At 55.0% G+C, this 17,883-nt stretch carries 17 protein-coding genes and 1 other RNA gene; 13 read left to right on the top strand and 5 right to left on the bottom strand.

The genetic code is table 11. From position 1 onward, the window contains the following. Window positions 1–54: 54 nt before the first annotated feature. Window positions 55–813, bottom strand: coding sequence for a M48 family metallopeptidase (locus tag IBT47_RS08530; protein WP_200560110.1), 759 nt, complete (start codon window positions 811–813; stop codon window positions 55–57). Between the two features lie 289 nt (window positions 814–1,102). Between IBT47_RS08530 and tkt the strand changes: the two genes are divergently transcribed. The 8 genes from tkt to IBT47_RS08490 all read left to right on the top strand — a co-directional run bounded on the left by tkt (window position 1,103) and on the right by IBT47_RS08490 (window position 9,841). Beyond that, window positions 1,103–3,094, top strand: coding sequence for a transketolase (gene tkt / locus IBT47_RS08525; protein WP_200560109.1), 1,992 nt, complete (start codon window positions 1,103–1,105; stop codon window positions 3,092–3,094). A 558-nt stretch (window positions 3,095–3,652) separates the two neighbouring features. Next, window positions 3,653–4,699 carry an erythrose-4-phosphate dehydrogenase gene (gene epd, locus IBT47_RS08520; RefSeq protein ID WP_200560108.1) on the top strand — a complete coding sequence of 349 codons (1,047 nt, stop codon included), beginning with the start codon at window positions 3,653–3,655 and terminating at the stop codon, window positions 4,697–4,699. A gap of 21 nt (window positions 4,700–4,720) precedes the next feature. Next, on the top strand, window positions 4,721–5,884 hold the full coding sequence (gene pgk, locus IBT47_RS08515; RefSeq protein ID WP_105592361.1) for a phosphoglycerate kinase: 1,164 nt from the start codon (window positions 4,721–4,723) through the stop codon (window positions 5,882–5,884). Window positions 5,885–5,966: 82 nt separating this feature from the next. Then, window positions 5,967–7,046, top strand: a complete 1,080-nt coding sequence (gene fbaA / locus IBT47_RS08510; protein WP_105592360.1) for a class II fructose-bisphosphate aldolase — start codon at window positions 5,967–5,969, stop codon at window positions 7,044–7,046. Between the two features lie 41 nt (window positions 7,047–7,087). Next, complete coding sequence (locus IBT47_RS08505; protein WP_200560107.1) at window positions 7,088–7,240, top strand: hypothetical protein; 153 nt, start codon at window positions 7,088–7,090, stop codon at window positions 7,238–7,240. Then, the gene (gene mscS, locus IBT47_RS08500; protein ID WP_200560106.1) at window positions 7,228–8,100 is read left to right on the top strand and encodes a small-conductance mechanosensitive channel MscS; all 873 of its coding nucleotides are present in this window, start codon (window positions 7,228–7,230) and stop codon (window positions 8,098–8,100) included. Before IBT47_RS08505 ends, mscS begins: the two co-directional genes overlap by 13 nt. A 243-nt stretch (window positions 8,101–8,343) precedes the next feature. Then, window positions 8,344–8,964, top strand: a complete 621-nt coding sequence (gene argO / locus IBT47_RS08495) for an arginine exporter ArgO (RefSeq protein ID WP_200560105.1) — start codon at window positions 8,344–8,346, stop codon at window positions 8,962–8,964. 151 nt (window positions 8,965–9,115) lie between these two features. Continuing rightward, the gene (locus IBT47_RS08490; RefSeq protein ID WP_200560104.1) at window positions 9,116–9,841 is read left to right on the top strand and encodes an oxidative stress defense protein; all 726 of its coding nucleotides are present in this window, start codon (window positions 9,116–9,118) and stop codon (window positions 9,839–9,841) included. A 67-nt stretch (window positions 9,842–9,908) separates the two neighbouring features. Here the strand turns inward: IBT47_RS08490 and IBT47_RS08485 are convergent, their stop codons facing one another. Continuing rightward, complete coding sequence (locus tag IBT47_RS08485; RefSeq protein WP_105592355.1) at window positions 9,909–10,808, bottom strand: LysR family transcriptional regulator ArgP; 900 nt, start codon at window positions 10,806–10,808, stop codon at window positions 9,909–9,911. 201 nt (window positions 10,809–11,009) lie between these two features. On the opposite strand from IBT47_RS08485, the gene rpiA reads away from it, so the two are divergent. Both rpiA and serA read left to right on the top strand, forming a co-directional pair. Beyond that, entirely contained in the window at window positions 11,010–11,669 is a 660-nt protein-coding gene (gene rpiA / locus IBT47_RS08480; protein WP_105592354.1) for a ribose-5-phosphate isomerase RpiA, read from the top strand. A 345-nt stretch (window positions 11,670–12,014) separates the two neighbouring features. Then, the gene (serA, locus tag IBT47_RS08475) at window positions 12,015–13,253 is read left to right on the top strand and encodes a phosphoglycerate dehydrogenase (RefSeq protein ID WP_105592353.1); all 1,239 of its coding nucleotides are present in this window, start codon (window positions 12,015–12,017) and stop codon (window positions 13,251–13,253) included. Window positions 13,254–13,337: 84 nt separating this feature from the next. Here the strand turns inward: serA and IBT47_RS08470 are convergent, their stop codons facing one another. The 3 genes from IBT47_RS08470 to zapA form a co-directional block, all read right to left on the bottom strand. Then, window positions 13,338–13,925: a 5-formyltetrahydrofolate cyclo-ligase gene (locus IBT47_RS08470; RefSeq protein ID WP_200560103.1), complete on the bottom strand. Its 588-nt coding sequence runs from the start codon at window positions 13,923–13,925 to the stop codon at window positions 13,338–13,340. Window positions 13,926–14,017: 92 nt separating this feature from the next. Next, a non-coding RNA gene (gene ssrS, locus IBT47_RS08465) (6S RNA) lies at window positions 14,018–14,202 on the bottom strand. A gap of 42 nt (window positions 14,203–14,244) precedes the next feature. Then, a complete protein-coding gene (gene zapA, locus IBT47_RS08460) occupies window positions 14,245–14,574 on the bottom strand; it encodes a cell division protein ZapA (RefSeq protein ID WP_105592351.1) in 330 nt (109 codons plus the stop codon). A 172-nt stretch (window positions 14,575–14,746) separates the two neighbouring features. Between zapA and IBT47_RS08455 the strand changes: the two genes are divergently transcribed. From IBT47_RS08455 to ubiH, 3 genes are read left to right on the top strand one after another with little or no spacing between them, the layout of a single operon-like run. Beyond that, window positions 14,747–15,325 (top strand): YecA family protein, encoded by a 579-nt coding sequence (locus IBT47_RS08455; protein ID WP_105592350.1) that lies wholly within the window; start codon window positions 14,747–14,749, stop codon window positions 15,323–15,325. A 56-nt stretch (window positions 15,326–15,381) separates the two neighbouring features. Then, a complete protein-coding gene (gene pepP, locus IBT47_RS08450) occupies window positions 15,382–16,698 on the top strand; it encodes a Xaa-Pro aminopeptidase (protein ID WP_200560102.1) in 1,317 nt (438 codons plus the stop codon). Then, window positions 16,695–17,873 carry a 2-octaprenyl-6-methoxyphenyl hydroxylase gene (ubiH, locus tag IBT47_RS08445; protein ID WP_200560101.1) on the top strand — a complete coding sequence of 393 codons (1,179 nt, stop codon included), beginning with the start codon at window positions 16,695–16,697 and terminating at the stop codon, window positions 17,871–17,873. The genes pepP and ubiH overlap by 4 nt, the downstream gene beginning before the upstream one ends. Window positions 17,874–17,883: the final 10 nt, after the last annotated feature.

The raw sequence follows: 17,883 nt of genomic DNA, 5'->3' as shown, positions 1-17,883 counted from the left end.
GTCCATCTGTAATGCGGGCTATCCGCTGGAAGTGACGGTTAGCCCGCTTTGAGTTTATTTGATTCCGTCTGCCGCCATCCGCTCACGAATATGCTGCGCTCGCGCTTCAGAGGCAGGGTGATCGTCAAACATTGAACTCTGGCGGCCGGCTTCCAGCTTCGCCAGCTTTTCAAAGCTGGTGGCCAGTCCTGCCGGGTTTATGTTGCGTTTGCGCAGCAGATCGTAGGAATAATCATCTGCTTCCGACTCCTGGCGCTGCGAGAACTGTGAATTCACCAGTTTTTCACCGATATCCCCAAGCTGCGACTGGGAAAGGGAAGCGGCAATGCCACCGGCAGATGCAGCGGCGGTGCGAGCGGCCGTTGTCGCGTAGGCCACTTGCATAGCCTTGCGCGAGTGTCCTAGCGCAACGTGGCCCATTTCATGGCCCAGAACCGCCTCAACTTCATTGTCGGTCATCATATCCATCAGGCCGCTGTAAACCCGGATACAGCCATTTGCCATCGCCCAGGCATTGACGTCTTTGGTGAGGTAAACCTTGTAGTTTGCCGGCGTGCCGTTGATGTTATCGCCCAGTGCGGCAGAAATTTTGTTTAAACGCTTGGTATAGCTGCTGTTGGCATCAGCGATTGGTGTGGTGCTGTCCATTTGCTGGCAGGATTTGTCACTTAGCTCTTTTACCTGCGCATCGCTCAGCGTGGCAGCCTGAAACGCCTGTGCGCCGGACTGCATCAGTCCATTGCTGTCGAAGTTCTGACAGCCAGAAATAAGGGTTGCCAGTGCCAGGGCAGCTAAAGAAATGCGTTTCTTCATTCCGGTTTATCCATTATTAGTAACAAGGTAAATAAATCATTAAGTTAGCGAGTGGAAGGGTGGTTAATAACCCGCCAGATAGTTGAGTTATAGCCTCTGCTGCCGTCTTTGCCTAGTCGGGAGATTCCCAAAGTGCAACTTATGTGATTATTTTTACATCCTGCGGCATGTACATGTTACCCATATTTCATGTACATTGATGGTCGACTTTCCTTCGGCTTTGCCTGATAACTCATTAATTACAATAGGTTAAGTACGGCGAAGCGTTAAATCCGACCTGGAGTAGAAAATGTCTTCTCGTAAAGAGCTTGCCAACGCCATTCGCGCATTAAGTATGGATGCGGTACAGAAAGCCAAATCCGGCCACCCGGGTGCCCCAATGGGTATGGCTGATATCGCTGAAGTGCTGTGGCGCGACTTCCTGAACCACAACCCGTCTAACCCGCTGTGGGCCGATCGTGACCGTTTCGTGCTGTCTAACGGCCACGGCTCAATGCTGATTTACAGCCTGCTGCACCTCACAGGCTACGATCTGCCAATCGGCGAACTGGCTAACTTCCGTCAGCTGCATTCCAAAACCCCAGGTCACCCAGAATACGGTTACACCGCAGGCGTAGAAACTACCACCGGTCCGCTGGGCCAGGGTATTGCTAACGCCGTTGGTTTTGCAATTGCCGAGCGCACTCTGGCTGCACAGTTCAACCGTCCGGGCCACGACGTTGTTGACCATAACACCTACGTGTTCATGGGCGACGGCTGCATGATGGAAGGCATCTCACACGAAGTCTGTTCACTGGCGGGTACGCTGAAGCTGGGCAAACTGGTGGCGTTCTATGATGACAACGGCATCTCTATCGATGGTCACATTGAAGGCTGGTTCACCGACGATACCGCGAAGCGCTTTGAGTCTTACGGCTGGCACGTGGTGCGCGGCGTTGACGGTCACGACGCTGAAGCGATTAAAAAAGCAGTAGAAGAAGCTAAAGCGGTTTCCGACAAGCCTTCACTGCTGATGTGCAAAACCATCATTGGCTTCGGTTCACCGAACAAAGCCGGTACTCACGATTCCCACGGTGCACCGCTGGGCGATGCTGAAATTGAACTGACTCGCAAGCAGCTGGGCTGGACTCATGCACCGTTCGAAATTCCACAGGACATTTATGCTCAGTGGGATGCGAAAGAAGCAGGCCAGGCGAAAGAATCTGCATGGGATGAGAAATTTGCCGCCTATGCGAAAGCCTTCCCTGAGCTGGCAGCCGAGTTCAAACGCCGCGTAAGCAACGAGCTGCCGGCTAACTGGGCAGAAGAGTCGCAGAAATTTGTTGAGCAGCTGCAGGCTAATCCGGCGAAAATCGCCAGCCGTAAAGCGTCTCAGAATGCGATCGAAGCGTTCGGTAAACTGCTGCCGGAATACCTGGGCGGCTCCGCTGACCTGGCGCCAAGCAACCTGACCATGTGGTCCGGTTCTAAGCCAATCAACGAAGATGCAGCGGGTAACTACATCCATTACGGCGTGCGCGAATTCGGTATGACCGCGATCGCTAACGGTATCACCCTGCACGGTGGTTTCCTGCCTTACACCGCAACCTTCCTGATGTTTGTGGAATATGCGCGTAACGCAGTGCGTATGGCGGCACTGATGAAGGTCCGTCAGGTGCTGGTTTACACCCACGACTCTATCGGTCTGGGCGAAGACGGCCCGACTCACCAGCCTGTTGAGCAGCTGGCCAGCCTGCGCGTTACGCCAAACGTGAGCGCATGGCGTCCATGTGACCAGGTTGAATCCGCAGTGGCCTGGAAATACGGTATCGAGCGCCACGACGGTCCTACCGCACTGATCCTGTCCCGCCAGAACCTGGCACAGCAGGAGCGTACCCCTGAGCAGCTGGCTAACATCGCTCGCGGTGGTTACGTGCTGAAAGACAGCGCGGGAACCCCTGATGTGATCCTGATTGCGACCGGTTCAGAAGTTGAGCTGGCGGTTGGCGCATTCGACAAACTGACTGCGGAAGGCCACAAAGTTCGCGTGGTGTCTATGCCGTCTACCGATGCCTTCGACAAGCAGGATGCTGCCTACCGTGAATCCGTGCTGCCGAAAGCGGTTAGCGCTCGCGTAGCGATTGAAGCGGGTATCGCTGACTACTGGTTCAAATACACCGGTCTGAACGGCGCTATCGTTGGCATGACCAGCTTCGGTGAATCTGCACCAGCTGAGCAGCTGTTCGACCTGTTTGGCTTCACCGTGGACAACGTTGTCGCTAAAGCGAAAGGCCTGCTGTAATCCTTTCCAACCGGCCCTTAATCGGGCTGGTTTACCGAAAAAAGCACCGCCTGGCGGTGCTTTTTTTTCGCTCGCCGATCGCGACTGGCGATGTTTAATTTCTATAAATTCTCGCCCCGGTTCCTTTCAGCAATGTACGTCATGAAATTTCATCATTCTCTGAAGTGTTGTCCGAAAGGATGATACCCCTTGGTTTAGTGGTGTTATTGGTGCGTGTAACTACCGATTAAGCGCATTATTGGGAGACGATTTACTTAAAGTGGTATTCGTCTAAAATTTCATCGGGACAAACGCTGGAGCGGATAATTATGCGCCAAAATGTGCCGTTTTTTGCGTAATTTTGTGACGCAGATCGAAAGTTAAGTGCGGTAATTGATCGTAGTCATTCCTATTATTCCTCTCTTCTATTATTCTAGCTGAAGCGTTTCAGTTTGATTGTCGCCGCCGATGCAGCCGCTGGCCTGCCGCGGGGGGGACGCAAGAATTTCCTGTACAAATCGCGGCGTCTGGCTCAGGCTAATCGTCCGATTTCATAGAGAATTCTGATGCAGGAGTAATATGACGGTTCGCATTGCCATTAACGGATTCGGTCGCATCGGGCGCAATGTTTTGCGTGCGCTGTACGAAACCGGACGTCGTGCTGAAATTACGGTGGTTGCCATTAACGAGCTGGCTGATGCCGCCGGAATGGCCCATCTGTTGAAATACGACACCAGCCATGGCCGCTTTGCCTGGGATGTGCGTCAGGAGCGCGACCTGCTGTCGGTTGGCGATGACACTATCCGCCTGCTGCATCACGCCGATATTGCCACACTGCCGTGGCGCGAGCTGAATGTGGATATCGTGCTGGACTGCACCGGCGTCTACGGTAGCCGTGCCGACGGTGAAGCGCATCTGCTTTCAGGGGCTAAAAAAGTATTGTTCTCCCACCCGGGAGGCAATGACCTGGACGCCACGGTCGTTTTCGGTGTGAATGAGAAAGAGCTGCTGCCGGAACATCTGTTGGTATCAAATGCGTCCTGCACCACTAACTGTATTATTCCGATAATCAAATTGCTGGATGATGCGTGGGGGATAGAGTCGGGTACGGTAACCACCATCCACTCAGCGATGCACGATCAGCAGGTGATTGATGCCTATCATCCCGATCTGCGGCGTACCCGTGCGGCAAGCCAGTCGATTATTCCAGTTGATACGCGTCTGGCTGCTGGCATCACCCGTATTTTTCCGAAATTTAATGACCGTTTCGAAGCGATTGCCGTACGCGTGCCGACGATAAACGTGACGGCGATTGACCTGAGCGTTAGCGTGCGGGATGCGGTCAAGGCCTGCGAGGTCAACGCCCTGCTGCAAAGTGCGTCAGAAGGGGCTTTTAGTGGTATAGTTGACTACACGGAATTACCGTTAGTCTCTATTGATTTTAATCACGACCCGCACAGTGCCATCGTTGACGGCACGCAGACGCGGGTCAGTGGTCAGCACCTGATTAAGACCTTGGTCTGGTGTGATAACGAATGGGGCTTTGCTAACAGAATGCTGGATACCACGTTAGCGATGGCCGATATCGGTTTCAGTCAGGACGCAGCAGCGTCTGTAAAACTTTGAGAATCAACGAGAGGGTTCACCATGTCTGTAATTAAGATGACCGATCTGGATCTTGCTGGTAAACGTGTTCTGATCCGTGCCGATCTGAACGTGCCGGTAAAAGAAGGGAAAGTGACGTCTGATGCACGTATCCGTGCTTCTCTGCCGACTATCGAAGCGGCTCTGAAGCAGGGCGCAAAAGTGATGGTTACCTCCCACCTGGGCCGTCCGGTTGAAGGTGAATACAACGAAGAGTTCTCCCTGCTGCCGGTGGTTAACTACCTGAAAGATAAGCTGGGTGCGGACACCGTCTCCCTGGCGAAAGATTACCTGGACGGCGTTGAGCTGGAAGCCGGTAAGCTGGTAGTGCTGGAAAACGTTCGCTTTAACAAAGGCGAGAAGAAAGACGACGAAGCCCTCTCTAAAAAATACGCCGCGCTGTGCGACATCTTCGTGATGGACGCCTTCGGTACCGCACACCGCGCGCAGGCCTCTACTCACGGCGTGGGCAAATTTGCCCCAGTTGCCTGTGCAGGCCCGCTGCTGTCAGCCGAACTGGAAGCATTAGGTAAAGCTCTGTCTAACCCGGCGCGCCCAATGGTTGCCGTGGTCGGTGGTTCTAAAGTTTCCACTAAGTTTGACGTGCTGAACTCTCTGGTGAAAATTGCCGACACCGTGATCGTCGGCGGCGGTATCGCTAACACCTTCGTGGCTATTGACAACAAAGTCGGTAAATCTCTGTACGAGCCAGATTTCGTTGAAGCCGCGAAAAAACTGCGCGACGAGTTCAAAATCCCGGTTCCTACCGATTCACGCGTGGGTACCGAGTTCTCTGAAACCGCACCTTCAACCGTGAAGAAAGTGAGCGAAGTTCAGGATAACGAAGAGATCATGGACTTCGGCGACGAAACCGCACTGGCGATGGCTAAGCTGCTGAAAGAAGCCAAAACCATCCTGTGGAACGGCCCGGTTGGCGTGTTCGAATTCCCGAACTTCCGTAAAGGTACCGAAATCGTTGCTAAAGCGATTGCAGACAGCGAAGCATTCTCCATCGCTGGCGGTGGTGATACGCTGGCCGCTATCGACCTGTTCGGTATCGAAGATAAAATTTCCTACATCTCTACCGGCGGCGGTGCTTTCCTGGAATTCGTGGAAGGCAAAACTCTGCCAGCAGTAGCTATGCTGCAAGAGCGTGCTAAGCAGTAATTAAACCTCGGGGCGGAGCCGCGTAAGGCTCCGCGTGAGAACAGAATCCTTTAATACGACCGAAGAAACAGGACAAGCTAACATGTCTAAAATTTTTGATTTCGTAAAACCAGGCGTTGTCACCGGCGATGACGTGCAGAAGATCTTCAAAGTAGCGAAAGAGAACAAATTCGCTCTGCCAGCGGTTAACTGCGTCGGTACCGACTCAATCAACGCCGTGCTGGAAGCTGCTGCAAAAGTAAAATCTCCGGTCATCGTTCAGTTCTCTAACGGCGGTGCTGCTTTTATCGCTGGTAAAGGCCTGAAATCTGACAAGCCGCAGGCAGCTGCAATCTTTGGTGCGATCGCAGGTGCACATCATGTGCATCTGATGGCAGAGCACTACGGCGTGCCGGTTATCCTGCATACCGACCACTGCGCGAAGAAACTGCTGCCGTGGATCGACGGTCTGCTGGACGCGGGTGAAGCTCACTTCGCCAAAACCGGTAAGCCACTGTTCTCTTCTCACATGATCGATCTGTCTGAAGAGTCTCTGGAAGAGAACATCGAGATCTCCAGCAAATATCTGGCTCGCATGGCGAAGCTCGACATGACTCTGGAAATCGAACTGGGCTGCACCGGCGGTGAAGAAGATGGCGTGGACAACAGCCATATGGACGCATCTGCGCTGTACACTCAGCCAGAAGACGTTGATTACGCTTACACCGAGCTGAGCAAAATCAGCCCGCGTTTCACTATCGCTGCCTCTTTCGGTAACGTACACGGCGTGTACAAGCCAGGCAACGTGAAGCTGACCCCAACTATCCTGCGCGACTCTCAGGATTACGTTAGCAAGAAACACAACCTGCCGCACAACTCCCTGGACTTCGTGTTCCACGGTGGTTCCGGTTCTTCCGCTGCTGAAATCGAAGAATCAATCAGCTACGGCGTGATCAAAATGAACATCGATACCGATACCCAGTGGGCAACATGGGACGGTATTCTGCAGTACTACAAAAAGAACGAAGACTATCTGCAGGGCCAGCTGGGTAACCCAAATGGCGTGGATAGCCCGAACAAGAAATACTATGACCCACGCGTGTGGCTGCGTTCAGCTCAGGCGTCCATGGTTGTTCGTCTGGAGCAGGCTTTCAAAGAACTGAACGCAATCGACGTTCTGTAATTTGTCCGCTGTGCAAAAAAGGCCCGAAAGGGCCTTTTTTTATGCAACTTTCCCATAAATTCCAGCTAATTACGCCAGAAACCTGGCAGATTCTCGCGCTGTTGCTTACCCTTAATGCTCAGGCTGCCGCCAGGCGGCAGGGTTTTGAACGCCTCTTTTGGGCAAACAACAGGATGGGAAAATGGAAGATTTAAATGTGGTCGATGGCATCAGCAATGCGGGGAGCTGGCTGGTGCGCAACCAGGCGCTGCTTCTGAGCTATGCGGTAAACATTGTGGCAGCAATCGCGATCATCATTATCGGGATGCTCGTTGCGCGCATTGTTTCCAATACCTTAAACCGTCTGATGCGTGCCCGCCACCTTGACGCGACGGTGGCTGATTTCCTCTCTGCGCTGGTGCGCTACGGCATTATCGCCTTTACACTGATTGCCGCACTGGGCCGTGTGGGCGTGCAGACCGCTTCAGTCATTGCCGTGCTCGGTGCCGCCGGTCTGGCCATCGGCCTTGCACTACAGGGCTCGCTGTCTAACCTGGCCGCAGGCGTGCTGCTGGTCACCTTCCGTCCGTTCCGCACCGGTGAGTTTATTGATATCGGCGTATTGGGAACGGTTCAGAACGTGCAGATCTTCTCTACCACGCTGAAAACCGCCGATGGCAAAATTGTCGTGGTGCCGAATGGGAAAATCATCGCCGGTAATATCACTAACTTCTCCCGCGAGCCGGAGCGCCGCAATGAGTTTATTATCGGCGTAGCCTACGATGCGGATGTGGATGAAGTGATTACGCTGCTGCGCGGTATCGTTGAGGCGGAACCTCGTGTGCTGCAGGAGCGCGGCGTGCAGATTGGCCTGAACGAGATGGCACCATCTTCGCTGAACTTCGTCGTGCGCTGCTGGAGCAAAGCCGGTGATCTCCAGCAGGTTTACTGGGATCTGATGAAAGAGTTTAAAAACGCCCTGGATGCGAAAGAAATCGGCATCCCTTATCCGCAGATGGATGTTCACCTGCATCAGACCAAAGCGCCGGAAGTCGATCTGACTAAGCAGGCGTAATTATTTCCATATCAAGCCCCTGCCAGCCGCTGGTGGGGGCTTTTTTTTTGCCACAACGCCGCACAGCCGACAGCGCCTTTAAACCTGACGACCATGACTGCGGCCTTTCACCCTCACGCCGTGTTGCCATCCGCCATTACTGGCTATTAGCGAAAGTGATGGGGCATTAAATTATAAAGTTTCCCCTAATGATGAAGCCGCTATACACTTGCCGCAAATCGAGTGTAGATGAGGTCTTTTTTTATGTTATCCGTTTATTTTCAGGGTGTTGCAATGGGTGCGGCGCTGATCCTGCCGCTGGGGCCGCAAAATGCATTTGTGATGAACCAGGGCGTTCGCCGCCAGTATCATCTGATGACCGCCGCGCTCTGCACGCTGAGCGATATTCTGCTGATCTGCGGCGGTATTTTTGGCGGCAGCGCGCTGCTCAGCCAGTCAGTTCTGTTGCTGAACCTGGTTACCTGGGCGGGCGTGGCGTTCCTGTTATGGTATGGCTGGGGCGCGCTGCGCACCGCGTTCAGCGGGGATGTCCAACTGGCTGCCGCCGGAGCGATGAAGCAGAGCCGCTGGCGGATTATTGTCACTATGATCGCCGTAACCTGGCTCAATCCGCACGTTTACATCGACACCTTCGTGCTGCTGGGTAGCCTGGGAGGACAGCTGCCGGAAGAGGCGCGGCGCTGGTTCGCCTTTGGTTCGATCAGCACCTCGATCGTCTGGTTCTTCGGCCTGGCGATATTAGCCGCCTGGCTGGCCCCGGTGCTGAACACGCCGCGCGCGCAGCGCATTATCAATCTGCTGGTCGGTGGCGTAATGTGGGTGATTGCGCTGAAGCTGGCGATGCAGGCGCTGCATTTCTATTAACGGGAACTCACTTCCAGAATTCAGGTCATAGCGTGACGGGATACGGCGCTCTACACTGTATCGTGACGAATAGACGGAACATTACGCTGCCGCAGCACCCGGCTCCGGCAGCGCCCGATCCGATGCATATGACACCCCCATGGAGGACGCAGTGAAGCTCACTAAACTGGCTCTGGCCGCAATGATTGTTCTGGGTAGTTTACCGTTGATGACGCAGGCTGATGAACTGCCTGCCGGCCCGCACGTGGTCACTTCAGGCCAGTCCAGCGTGGACGCCGCGCCGGATATTGCTACCCTGGCGATTGAAGTTAATATCACCGCGAAAGATGCTGCTGAAGCCAAAAAGCAGGCCGATACCCGCGTTCAGCAATATTTTGATTTCCTGAATAAAAGCGGCATTGAGAAGAAAGATATCAATGCGGCCAACCTGCGTACTCAGCCGGAGTACGATTACCTGAAAGACGGCAAATCGGTGCTGAAGGGCTATCGCGCCGTGCGTCAGGTGCAGGTTACGCTGCGCCAGCTGGATAAGCTCAACGAGCTGCTGGACGGCGCGCTGAAGAACGGCCTGAACGAAATCCGTTCCGTCGAGCTGGGCGTGGCCGATCCTGAGCAGTATCGTCAGAAGGCGCGTAAAGCGGCAATTGATGATGCGATTAAGCAGGCAGGCGAGTTAGCACAGGGCTTTGGCAGCAAGCTTGGACCGGTTTACAGCGTGCGCTATCACGTTGCCAACTACCAGCCGATGCCAATGGCGCGGATGTATAAATCGGCGGATGCAGCGCCGATGACCTCTGCGGCACAAACCTATGAACAGCAGAGCATTCATTTCGACGATCAGGTTGATGTGGTCTTTGAACTGCAGCGCAACCCGTAAGCCATAACGCACTGCGGGCGGACCAGAACAACTGGACCGCCCGCAGCTGATTCAAAACGTTTCCCGCCTAAACCGTATCCTGACGCAGAACGCGATGGCCGTGAGCCAGCAGCGCATCGGTAACTTTGCGCATCAGGCGGCTTTCCGGGGCAAAGCGGTGCCAGTAGAGCATACGGCGCTGCAACAGGCCCGGCGTCAGATCGATTAGCTCACCTTCCGCCAGCTCGCGCTCAATTTGCAGATGCGGGATCATACAGCAGGTGGTGCCCTGACGGGCCAGCTGCACGAAGGCTTCCGACGAGTTCACGATATGGCAGGGTACGCTGCCCGGTGACAAATCGAAGTTCTGCTGGAGGAAGGCCTGGTGCATATCATCCAGATGGTCAAACGCCACTGCCGGTGCTTTCAGCAGCGCGGAGCGGGTGACGCCGTTCGGGAAGTAGCGCGCGGCAAACTCTTTCGACCCGACAAACAGGTAATCCAGCGCGCCCAGCTGATCGACCAGGCAGCTCGGCAAAGGCTGTGGCTGAATACTGATCGCGCCAACTACTTCGCCACGTCGCAGGCGTTCCTGGGTTCGCGTTTCATCTTCAACCTGAATATTCAGGCGGACCGGAGAGTCGGTCAGCACGGTTTTCAGCGCCGGCAGCAGCCAGGTTGCCAGACTGTCGGCGTTTACCGCCAGCGACAGCAATAGTGGCGTTGTACCACCGCTGTCATCACCCAGCCACTCTTCTTCCAGCAGCTCAACCTGGTGCAACAGCGCCAGCAGCTTTTGCCCCTGTTCGGTTGGGCGAGGCGGAACGGTACGCACCAGCAGCGGCTGGCCAAACATATTTTCCAGCTGCTTGATGCGCTGCGAAACAGCTGACTGGGTAATACAGAGCTTTTGTGCGGCGCGTTCAAAGCCGCGTTCACGAATCACTGCATCCAGCGCCTGAAGCGTTCGATAATCGGGACGTTTCATTAATCGTTATACTCTTCTCAGGTGTGGTCTAAGCACTATGCCACAGTTTTTATCTTTTGCGCGGGCAAACGTCACTTTGTGAATCAACCACTTTGTGGGCCAGCTTCCATTCCTGCTCATCTGTCACTCTCATGGGCGATTATTTTTGCAGTCATTGCTTTATACTACGCGCACACAGTGACTCACAGGTTTAAACATATCATGACGCAGGATGAACTGAAAAAAGCCGTTGGCTGGGCAGCGCTCGACTACGTGACTCCCGGCACCATTGTTGGCGTAGGGACCGGCTCTACCGCCGCGCATTTTATTGATGCACTGGGATCGATTAAACACCAGATTGAGGGCGCGGTTTCCAGCTCTGAAGCTTCTACCGCGAAGCTGAAAGGCTTAGGCATTCACGTTTTCAATCTTAACGAAGTTGACTCGCTGGCGGTGTATGTTGACGGCGCCGACGAGATTAACGGCCAGATGCAGATGATCAAAGGCGGCGGTGCCGCGCTGACCCGCGAGAAAATCGTTGCGGCAGTGGCTGAACGCTTTATCTGTATTGCCGATGCCACCAAGCAGGTTGACGTACTGGGTAAATTCCCGCTGCCGGTCGAAGTGATCCCGATGGCGCGGTCCTATGTTGCCCGTGAGCTGGTGAAGCTGGGCGGCCTGCCGGAATACCGTCAGGACGTGGTCACCGACAACGGTAATATCATTCTTGATGTTTACAACCTCAAGATCGTTGACCCGATCGCACTGGAAGTTGCTATCAACGCGCTACCGGGTGTGGTGACTGTCGGCCTGTTTGCTGCTCGTGGTGCGGACGTGGCGCTCATCGGCACCGCAAACGGCGTGAAGACTATTACCAAATGATCTGTCAGGCACCCGCGCGGTGCCTGTTATTTTGATCTAAAAAACATCTTTTCTTTTACGGTCAAAATTTAGTGACTTATGTCACAGTAGATGACTCAGCCGCGCGATCCTCCTGAAGCTATGCAACGCATCATGATTTTCTATCGGTTTGTTCTGGCAGAAGGCACCGCCGTGCTGTAGGGCAGGCAATCGTTTGTATTGCTGCCAGCGTAAATTTTGTTATTTTGACAGAAGGCAATCTTATATCCCCGTCACTTTTCATCTCGCTTCGCGATGCCGCGGTGGCAAAATGAACGGTAAAAGGGATTCAGCCACATCTGAAGTCTGCTAAATAAAGGTCGGGAAATGGCAAAAGTATCACTGGAGAAAGACAAGATTAAGTTCTTGCTGGTGGAAGGCGTACATCAGAGTGCGGTCGATAATCTGCGCGCTGCGGGTTACACCAACATTGAATTTCACAAAGGTGCACTGGATAGCGAGGCTCTGAAAGAGTCCATTCGCGATGCACACTTTATCGGGTTGCGTTCCCGTACTCATCTTACCGAAGAGATCTTCGCCGCCGCTGAAAAGCTGGTTGCCGTAGGCTGCTTCTGTATCGGGACCAACCAGGTTGACCTGAATGCCGCTGCATCTCGCGGTATCCCGGTGTTTAATGCACCTTTCTCCAATACCCGATCCGTAGCTGAACTGGTTATCGGCGAGCTGCTGCTGATGCTGCGCGGCGTGCCGGCGGCCAACGCCAAAGCGCACCGTGGCGTGTGGCATAAACTGGCGGTAGGTTCGTTTGAAGCGCGCGGTAAAAAGCTGGGCATCATCGGCTATGGCCACATTGGTATGCAGCTGGGCGTGCTGGCCGAGAGTCTGGGCATGCACGTGTTCTTCTACGACATCGAAAGCAAGCTGCCGCTGGGCAATGCAACGCAGGTTCAGCATCTTTCAGATCTGCTGAACATGAGCGATGTGGTGAGCCTGCACGTTCCTGAAACTCAGTCTACGCAGAACATGATGGGTGCAGAAGAACTGGCGCTGATGAAGCCGGGTTCTCTGCTGATCAACGCCTCGCGCGGCACAGTGGTGGATATCCCTGCGCTGTGCAAAGTGCTGGCCGATAAGCATCTGGCGGGCGCGGCAATCGACGTCTTCCCGGAAGAGCCTGCGACCAACAGCGATCCGTTTAACTCACCGCTGTGCGAGTTCGACAACGTGATTCTGACCCCACACATTGGTGGTTCGACTCAGGAAGCGCAGGAAAACATCGGTATCGAAGTGGCCGGTAAGCTGGCGAAATACTCTGACAACGGTTCAACGCTGTCCGCGGTTAACTTCCCGGAAGTGTCGCTGCCAATGCACGGTGCCAGCGTTAGCCGTCTGCTGCATATCCACGAAAACCGTCCTGGCGTGTTGACGGCGATCAACCTGATCTTTGCCGATCAGGGAATCAACATCTCAGCCCAGTATCTGCAAACTACACCGCAGATGGGTTATGTGGTGATTGACGTTGATGCATCGCAGGAAGTGGCGGATAAAGCGCTGCAACTGATGAAGGCGATTCCGGGTACTATCCGCGCGCGTCTGCTGTACTAATCTCGCTGGCGGGCCGAAGGTTCGCGGCACGGATTGACGCAGTAAACGACATAAAAGGCGACTTTCGGGTCGCCTTTTTTTATCTCACCACTGCCAGATTTTTGACGGCGTAATCAGTGCGGGCAGCGGGATATCCCACGCGGCCGTCGGGACTTTTTCCACCTGCTGACAGTCGTGGGCCAGCCCCACCGGTAAAAAGCCATGCTGCTGCCAGTTTTGCAGCGTACGGTCATAAAATCCACCGCCCATACCCAGGCGCTGGCCCTGCGCATCAAACGCTACCAGCGGCACCAGGAGCACGTCCAGCTCGCTCAGCGGCAGCAGATGACGAATATCCAGCGGCGGCTCCGGAATGCGCAGGCGGTTTTTTTTCAGTTCGGTGTTTTCGTCATAGCGGATGAACAGCAGGTTTCCGGGAGAGAAGGGATGCAGCACAGGCAGATAAACCCGCTGCTTTCTCTGCCACAGCTTGGCAATCAGCGGCCGGGTATTCAGTTCACCGTCAACCGAAAGGAACAGCGCAATATTTTTAGCTCGTTCGAGCGGAGCGAAGCTCAGCGCGTGTTCCGCAGCCTGCACCGCGGCCAGCTGCTGCTGCTCATCGCTAAGCGCACGGCGAAGATGGCGGACGTGGGTACGAATATCCTGACGGTCGGAAAGATTGAGGCTCATCGCAAAGCTGACTCCGTTAAACGATGCCGTTGAGTGCCGTTAGCGTAGAAAAGAAACCGTACAGAAGGAAGAGTACTGCAGATAAAAAAGTGGGAATCTCCGAGATGCCGCCGCAGGCTGTAACCCTTGAACCCTTGGTTCAAGGTGAGTATGCCGTCGTAACCATCAGGCTTCCCGGACGAGCCGGGCATGCTCACAGGTTACAGAGCGCCACACTCTGTTTGGTATGAAATATCGGCTCAGGGGACTGGCCCGCTTGCAAACATCTCAGAGAAATTTTGTGCTTCACCGTCACTGTAACACAGGTAACGACAAAGTGTTATTCGAACTTCGCACCAGTACGTTCAGTAATGCGACCTTGCTCAAGTAATGCCTGTTCAATGGTCTGCTGCAGCATGCGAATACGCTGCTCCATGTTAGACGCATAGTCACGTGTTTTGACTTTTTCCTGCGCCAGTTCATGGCAAATATTCAGTGCCGCGATAAATACCAGCTGCTCTGTATTTGTGACTCTAGTGCGAACTTTTAAGTCTTGCAACCGTTGATTAAGGTCTTCGGCAGCCAGATTCAGCGCATCTTGCTGTTCGGGCGGACAATTTACTCTTAATGAACGGCCAAAAATTTGAAGATCTACCGGTTGTGCAGACATGCCACCTTCCTGACTGAATACTGCGCCCGCAAATACCCTTACCACGCAATGGGTCGGGAGGGGCGACACTATAAACTACCCCTGAGAGAAACAACAACCCCTTTAATGGAATCCTTGAGGTACCTGGTGGTAGCATAACACGAACTTATTCAGCCAACGATGACGAAAACGAATGTCACTATCTAACGTAATGCCGGGATACAACACTCTGGCTTCAGCACTTACACAGCAGGGCGTGGGTATGACCCCTGCGGAAATGCACGGTCTGATCAGCGGTCTGCTCTGCGGCGGCAACCAGGACAGCAGCTGGCAGGCGCTGGTTCATGACCTGACTAACGAAGGCATGGCTTTCTCCCAGTCCCTGTCGCTGCCGCTGCAGGAGCTGCATCAGGCCATTGGCGATTCTCTGGAAGATGACGGCTTTATGTTCCAGCTTTATCTGCCGGACGATGAAGATATTACCGTATTCGATCGCGCCGACGCGCTGGCGGGATGGGTCAACCATTTCCTGCTGGGTCTGGGCGTGACTCAGCCTAAGCTGGACAAAGTGAAGGGTGAAACCGGCGAGGCCATCGACGATCTGCGTACCATCGCTCAGTTGGGTTACGACGAAGATGAAGATCAGGACGAGCTGGAGCAGTCGCTGGAAGAGGTGATCGAGTACGTGCGCGTTGCCGCGCTGCTGTGCCACGATACCTTTACCCGTTCGTCCCCGACCAACGTGGTCGTGCAAAAGCCAACCCTGCATTAAGCAACAGTGTGCCCTGAAGGCTTGCAAGTGGTGAATCCGTAACTTAAGGAGAGCAAATGACCCAGCAGGAATTTTTACGCCGTCGCCAGGCGCTGTTAGCGAAAATGGCACCCGGCAGCGCGGCGCTGATTTTTGCCGCACCGGAAGTGACGCGCAGTAATGACAGCGAATATCCTTACCGGCAAAACAGTGATTTCTGGTATTTCACCGGATTTAACGAGCCGGAAGCGCTGTTGATCCTGATAAAAAGTGACGAGAGCCATAACCACAGCGTGCTGTTTAACCGCGTGCGCGATCTCACCGCTGAGATCTGGTTTGGGCGTCGGCTGGGTCAGGATGCGGCACCGCAGGCGCTGTCTGTGGATCGTGCGCTGCCGTGGGGCGAAATAGGCGATCAGCTTCATCTGCTGCTTAACGGGCTGGACGTGGTATATCACGCGCAGAGCCAGTATGGGCAGATGGATGAGATTGTCTTCGGTGCTCTGGAGAAGCTGCGTCGCGGTTCGCGGCAGAATCTTTCCGCTCCGGCAACGCTGACCGACTGGCGTCCGTGGGTACACGAAATGCGCCTGATTAAATCGGCTGAAGAGCAGGCGGTGCTGCGCGAGGCCGGTCGCATCAGCGCGATGGCACATACCCGTGCAATGGAGCAGTCACGCCCCGGGATGTACGAATACCAGATGGAAGGCGAAATTCATCATGAGTTCAATCGCCACGGCGCACGCTTCCCGTCCTACAACACCATCGTTGGAGCCGGAGAAAACGGCTGCATCCTGCACTACACCGAAAACGAAAGTCAGATGCGCGAAGGTCAGCTGGTGCTGATTGATGCGGGCTGTGAATATCAGGGCTACGCCGGTGATATCACCCGCACCTTCCCGGTTGGCGGTAAATTTACCGTACCGCAGCGCGAGATTTATGACATCGTGCTGGCTTCGCTGTATAAGGCGCTGGCGCTGTATCGCCCCGGCACCAGCATTCGTGAAGTGACAGCGGAAGTGGTGTCTATCATGGTCAGCGGGTTGGTGGATTTGGGCATTCTGCACGGTGACGTTGAAACGCTGATTGCCGAGCAGGCGCATCGCCCGTTCTTTATGCACGGCCTCAGCCACTGGCTGGGTCTGGACGTGCATGACGTCGGCCATTACGGCGTGGATCGCGATCGTCTTCTCGAACCGGGGATGGTGTTGACCATCGAACCGGGTCTGTATATCGCACCGGATGCCGATGTCCCCGCTCAGTATCGCGGTATTGGTATTCGCATTGAGGATGACATCATTATTACCGCGGACGGCAACGAAAATCTGACCGATACGGTGGTAAAAGATGCCGATGAAATTGAAGCACTGATGGCGGCAGCGAAGCAGCAATGAGCATAATAATTGCAGGGGGAGGAATGGCCGGCGCGACGCTGGCTCTGGCGATCTCCCATCTGACACAGGGACAGCTGGCGGTGACGCTGGTTGAAGCCAGGGAACCTGAAAGCCGGGCGCATCCCGGTTTCGACGGGCGGGCGATTGCGCTGGCGGAAGGCACCAGTCAGCAGTTAGCCGCAATCAATTTATGGTCGGCGCTGGAGTCCTGCGCCACGCCGATTACCCACGTTCACGTCAGCGATCGTGGCCATGCCACCTTTGTTTCACTGGATGCTGCCGACTATGGCGTTCCCGCGCTGGGCCACGTGGTGGAACTGCACGACGTCGGGCAGCGGCTGTTTGCCCGACTAAAGCAGGCACCCGGCATCACTCTGCGCTGCCCGAACACCGTGGCGGACGTCGCGCGCACACAGCAGCGGGTCAGCGTGACTCTGGACAGCGGTGAAGTGCTGAATGCGGATCTTCTGGTGGCGGCAGACGGGACGCGTTCAAAGGTCGCGGCGGCCTGCGGGATGCAGTGGAGCAGCGATGATTACCAGCAGGTGGCGGTGATTGCCAATGTTTCTACCCAGCTACCGCACGGCGGGCAAGCGTTCGAGCGCTTTACCGAGCACGGACCGCTGGCGCTGCTGCCGATGTCGGGCGGGCGCAGTTCTTTGGTCTGGTGTCACCCGCTGGCGAAGAAAAGCGCGGTAGACGGCTGGAGTGATGAGCGCTTTCTCAGCGAGCTTCAGCGCGCCTTCGGCTGGCGCCTTGGGCGATTCACTCAGGTTGGTCAGCGCCACAGCTATCCGCTCCAGCTGCAAACCGCTGCGCAGCATATTTCTCACCGCCTTGCGCTGGTGGGTAATGCTGCCCAGACGCTGCATCCGATTGCCGGACAGGGGTTCAATCTGGGGATTCGCGATGTGATGTCGCTGGCCGAAACGGTGGCCGCCGCCTGGCGCAGCGGGCAGGGCGTAGGCGAATTCGCTACCCTGCATCACTATCAGCAGCGCCGTCAGCCGGACGTTGAGGCCACGATTGGCGTGACCGATGGTCTGGTTCGGCTGTTTGCCAATCGCTATCTGCCTTTAACGGTGGGGCGCAACCTGGGGCTGCTGGCGATGGATCATCTGCCGCCGTTACGTAATTTGCTGGCCGAGCGCACGTTAGGCTGGGTTAAGCGTTGAGGAGAAAGCT

Source organism: Erwinia sp. S43, assembly GCF_016624745.1.
GTDB lineage: Bacteria > Pseudomonadota > Gammaproteobacteria > Enterobacterales > Enterobacteriaceae > Erwinia > Erwinia coffeiphila.
This window is presented reverse-complemented; position numbering and strand designations above follow the sequence as displayed.

Excerpts from the sequence above, each read along its gene's own strand:
- IBT47_RS08470 (WP_200560103.1), bottom strand. The coding sequence starts at position 13,925 with ATGAGCCTCAATCTTTCCGACCGTCAGGATATTCGTACCCACGTCCGC.
- pepP (WP_200560102.1), top strand. The coding sequence starts at position 15,382 with ATGACCCAGCAGGAATTTTTACGCCGTCGCCAGGCGCTGTTAGCGAAA.
- IBT47_RS08485 (WP_105592355.1), bottom strand. The coding sequence starts at position 10,808 with ATGAAACGTCCCGATTATCGAACGCTTCAGGCGCTGGATGCAGTGATT.
- fbaA (WP_105592360.1), top strand. The coding sequence starts at position 5,967 with ATGTCTAAAATTTTTGATTTCGTAAAACCAGGCGTTGTCACCGGCGAT.
- rpiA (WP_105592354.1), top strand. The coding sequence starts at position 11,010 with ATGACGCAGGATGAACTGAAAAAAGCCGTTGGCTGGGCAGCGCTCGAC.
- zapA (WP_105592351.1), bottom strand. The coding sequence starts at position 14,574 with ATGTCTGCACAACCGGTAGATCTTCAAATTTTTGGCCGTTCATTAAGA.
- pgk (WP_105592361.1), top strand. The coding sequence starts at position 4,721 with ATGTCTGTAATTAAGATGACCGATCTGGATCTTGCTGGTAAACGTGTT.
- IBT47_RS08505 (WP_200560107.1), top strand. The coding sequence starts at position 7,088 with ATGCAACTTTCCCATAAATTCCAGCTAATTACGCCAGAAACCTGGCAG.
- IBT47_RS08455 (WP_105592350.1), top strand. The coding sequence starts at position 14,747 with ATGTCACTATCTAACGTAATGCCGGGATACAACACTCTGGCTTCAGCA.
- ubiH (WP_200560101.1), top strand. The coding sequence starts at position 16,695 with ATGAGCATAATAATTGCAGGGGGAGGAATGGCCGGCGCGACGCTGGCT.
- tkt (WP_200560109.1), top strand. The coding sequence starts at position 1,103 with ATGTCTTCTCGTAAAGAGCTTGCCAACGCCATTCGCGCATTAAGTATG.
- epd (WP_200560108.1), top strand. The coding sequence starts at position 3,653 with ATGACGGTTCGCATTGCCATTAACGGATTCGGTCGCATCGGGCGCAAT.
- IBT47_RS08530 (WP_200560110.1), bottom strand. The coding sequence starts at position 813 with ATGAAGAAACGCATTTCTTTAGCTGCCCTGGCACTGGCAACCCTTATT.
- mscS (WP_200560106.1), top strand. The coding sequence starts at position 7,228 with ATGGAAGATTTAAATGTGGTCGATGGCATCAGCAATGCGGGGAGCTGG.
- serA (WP_105592353.1), top strand. The coding sequence starts at position 12,015 with ATGGCAAAAGTATCACTGGAGAAAGACAAGATTAAGTTCTTGCTGGTG.
- argO (WP_200560105.1), top strand. The coding sequence starts at position 8,344 with ATGTTATCCGTTTATTTTCAGGGTGTTGCAATGGGTGCGGCGCTGATC.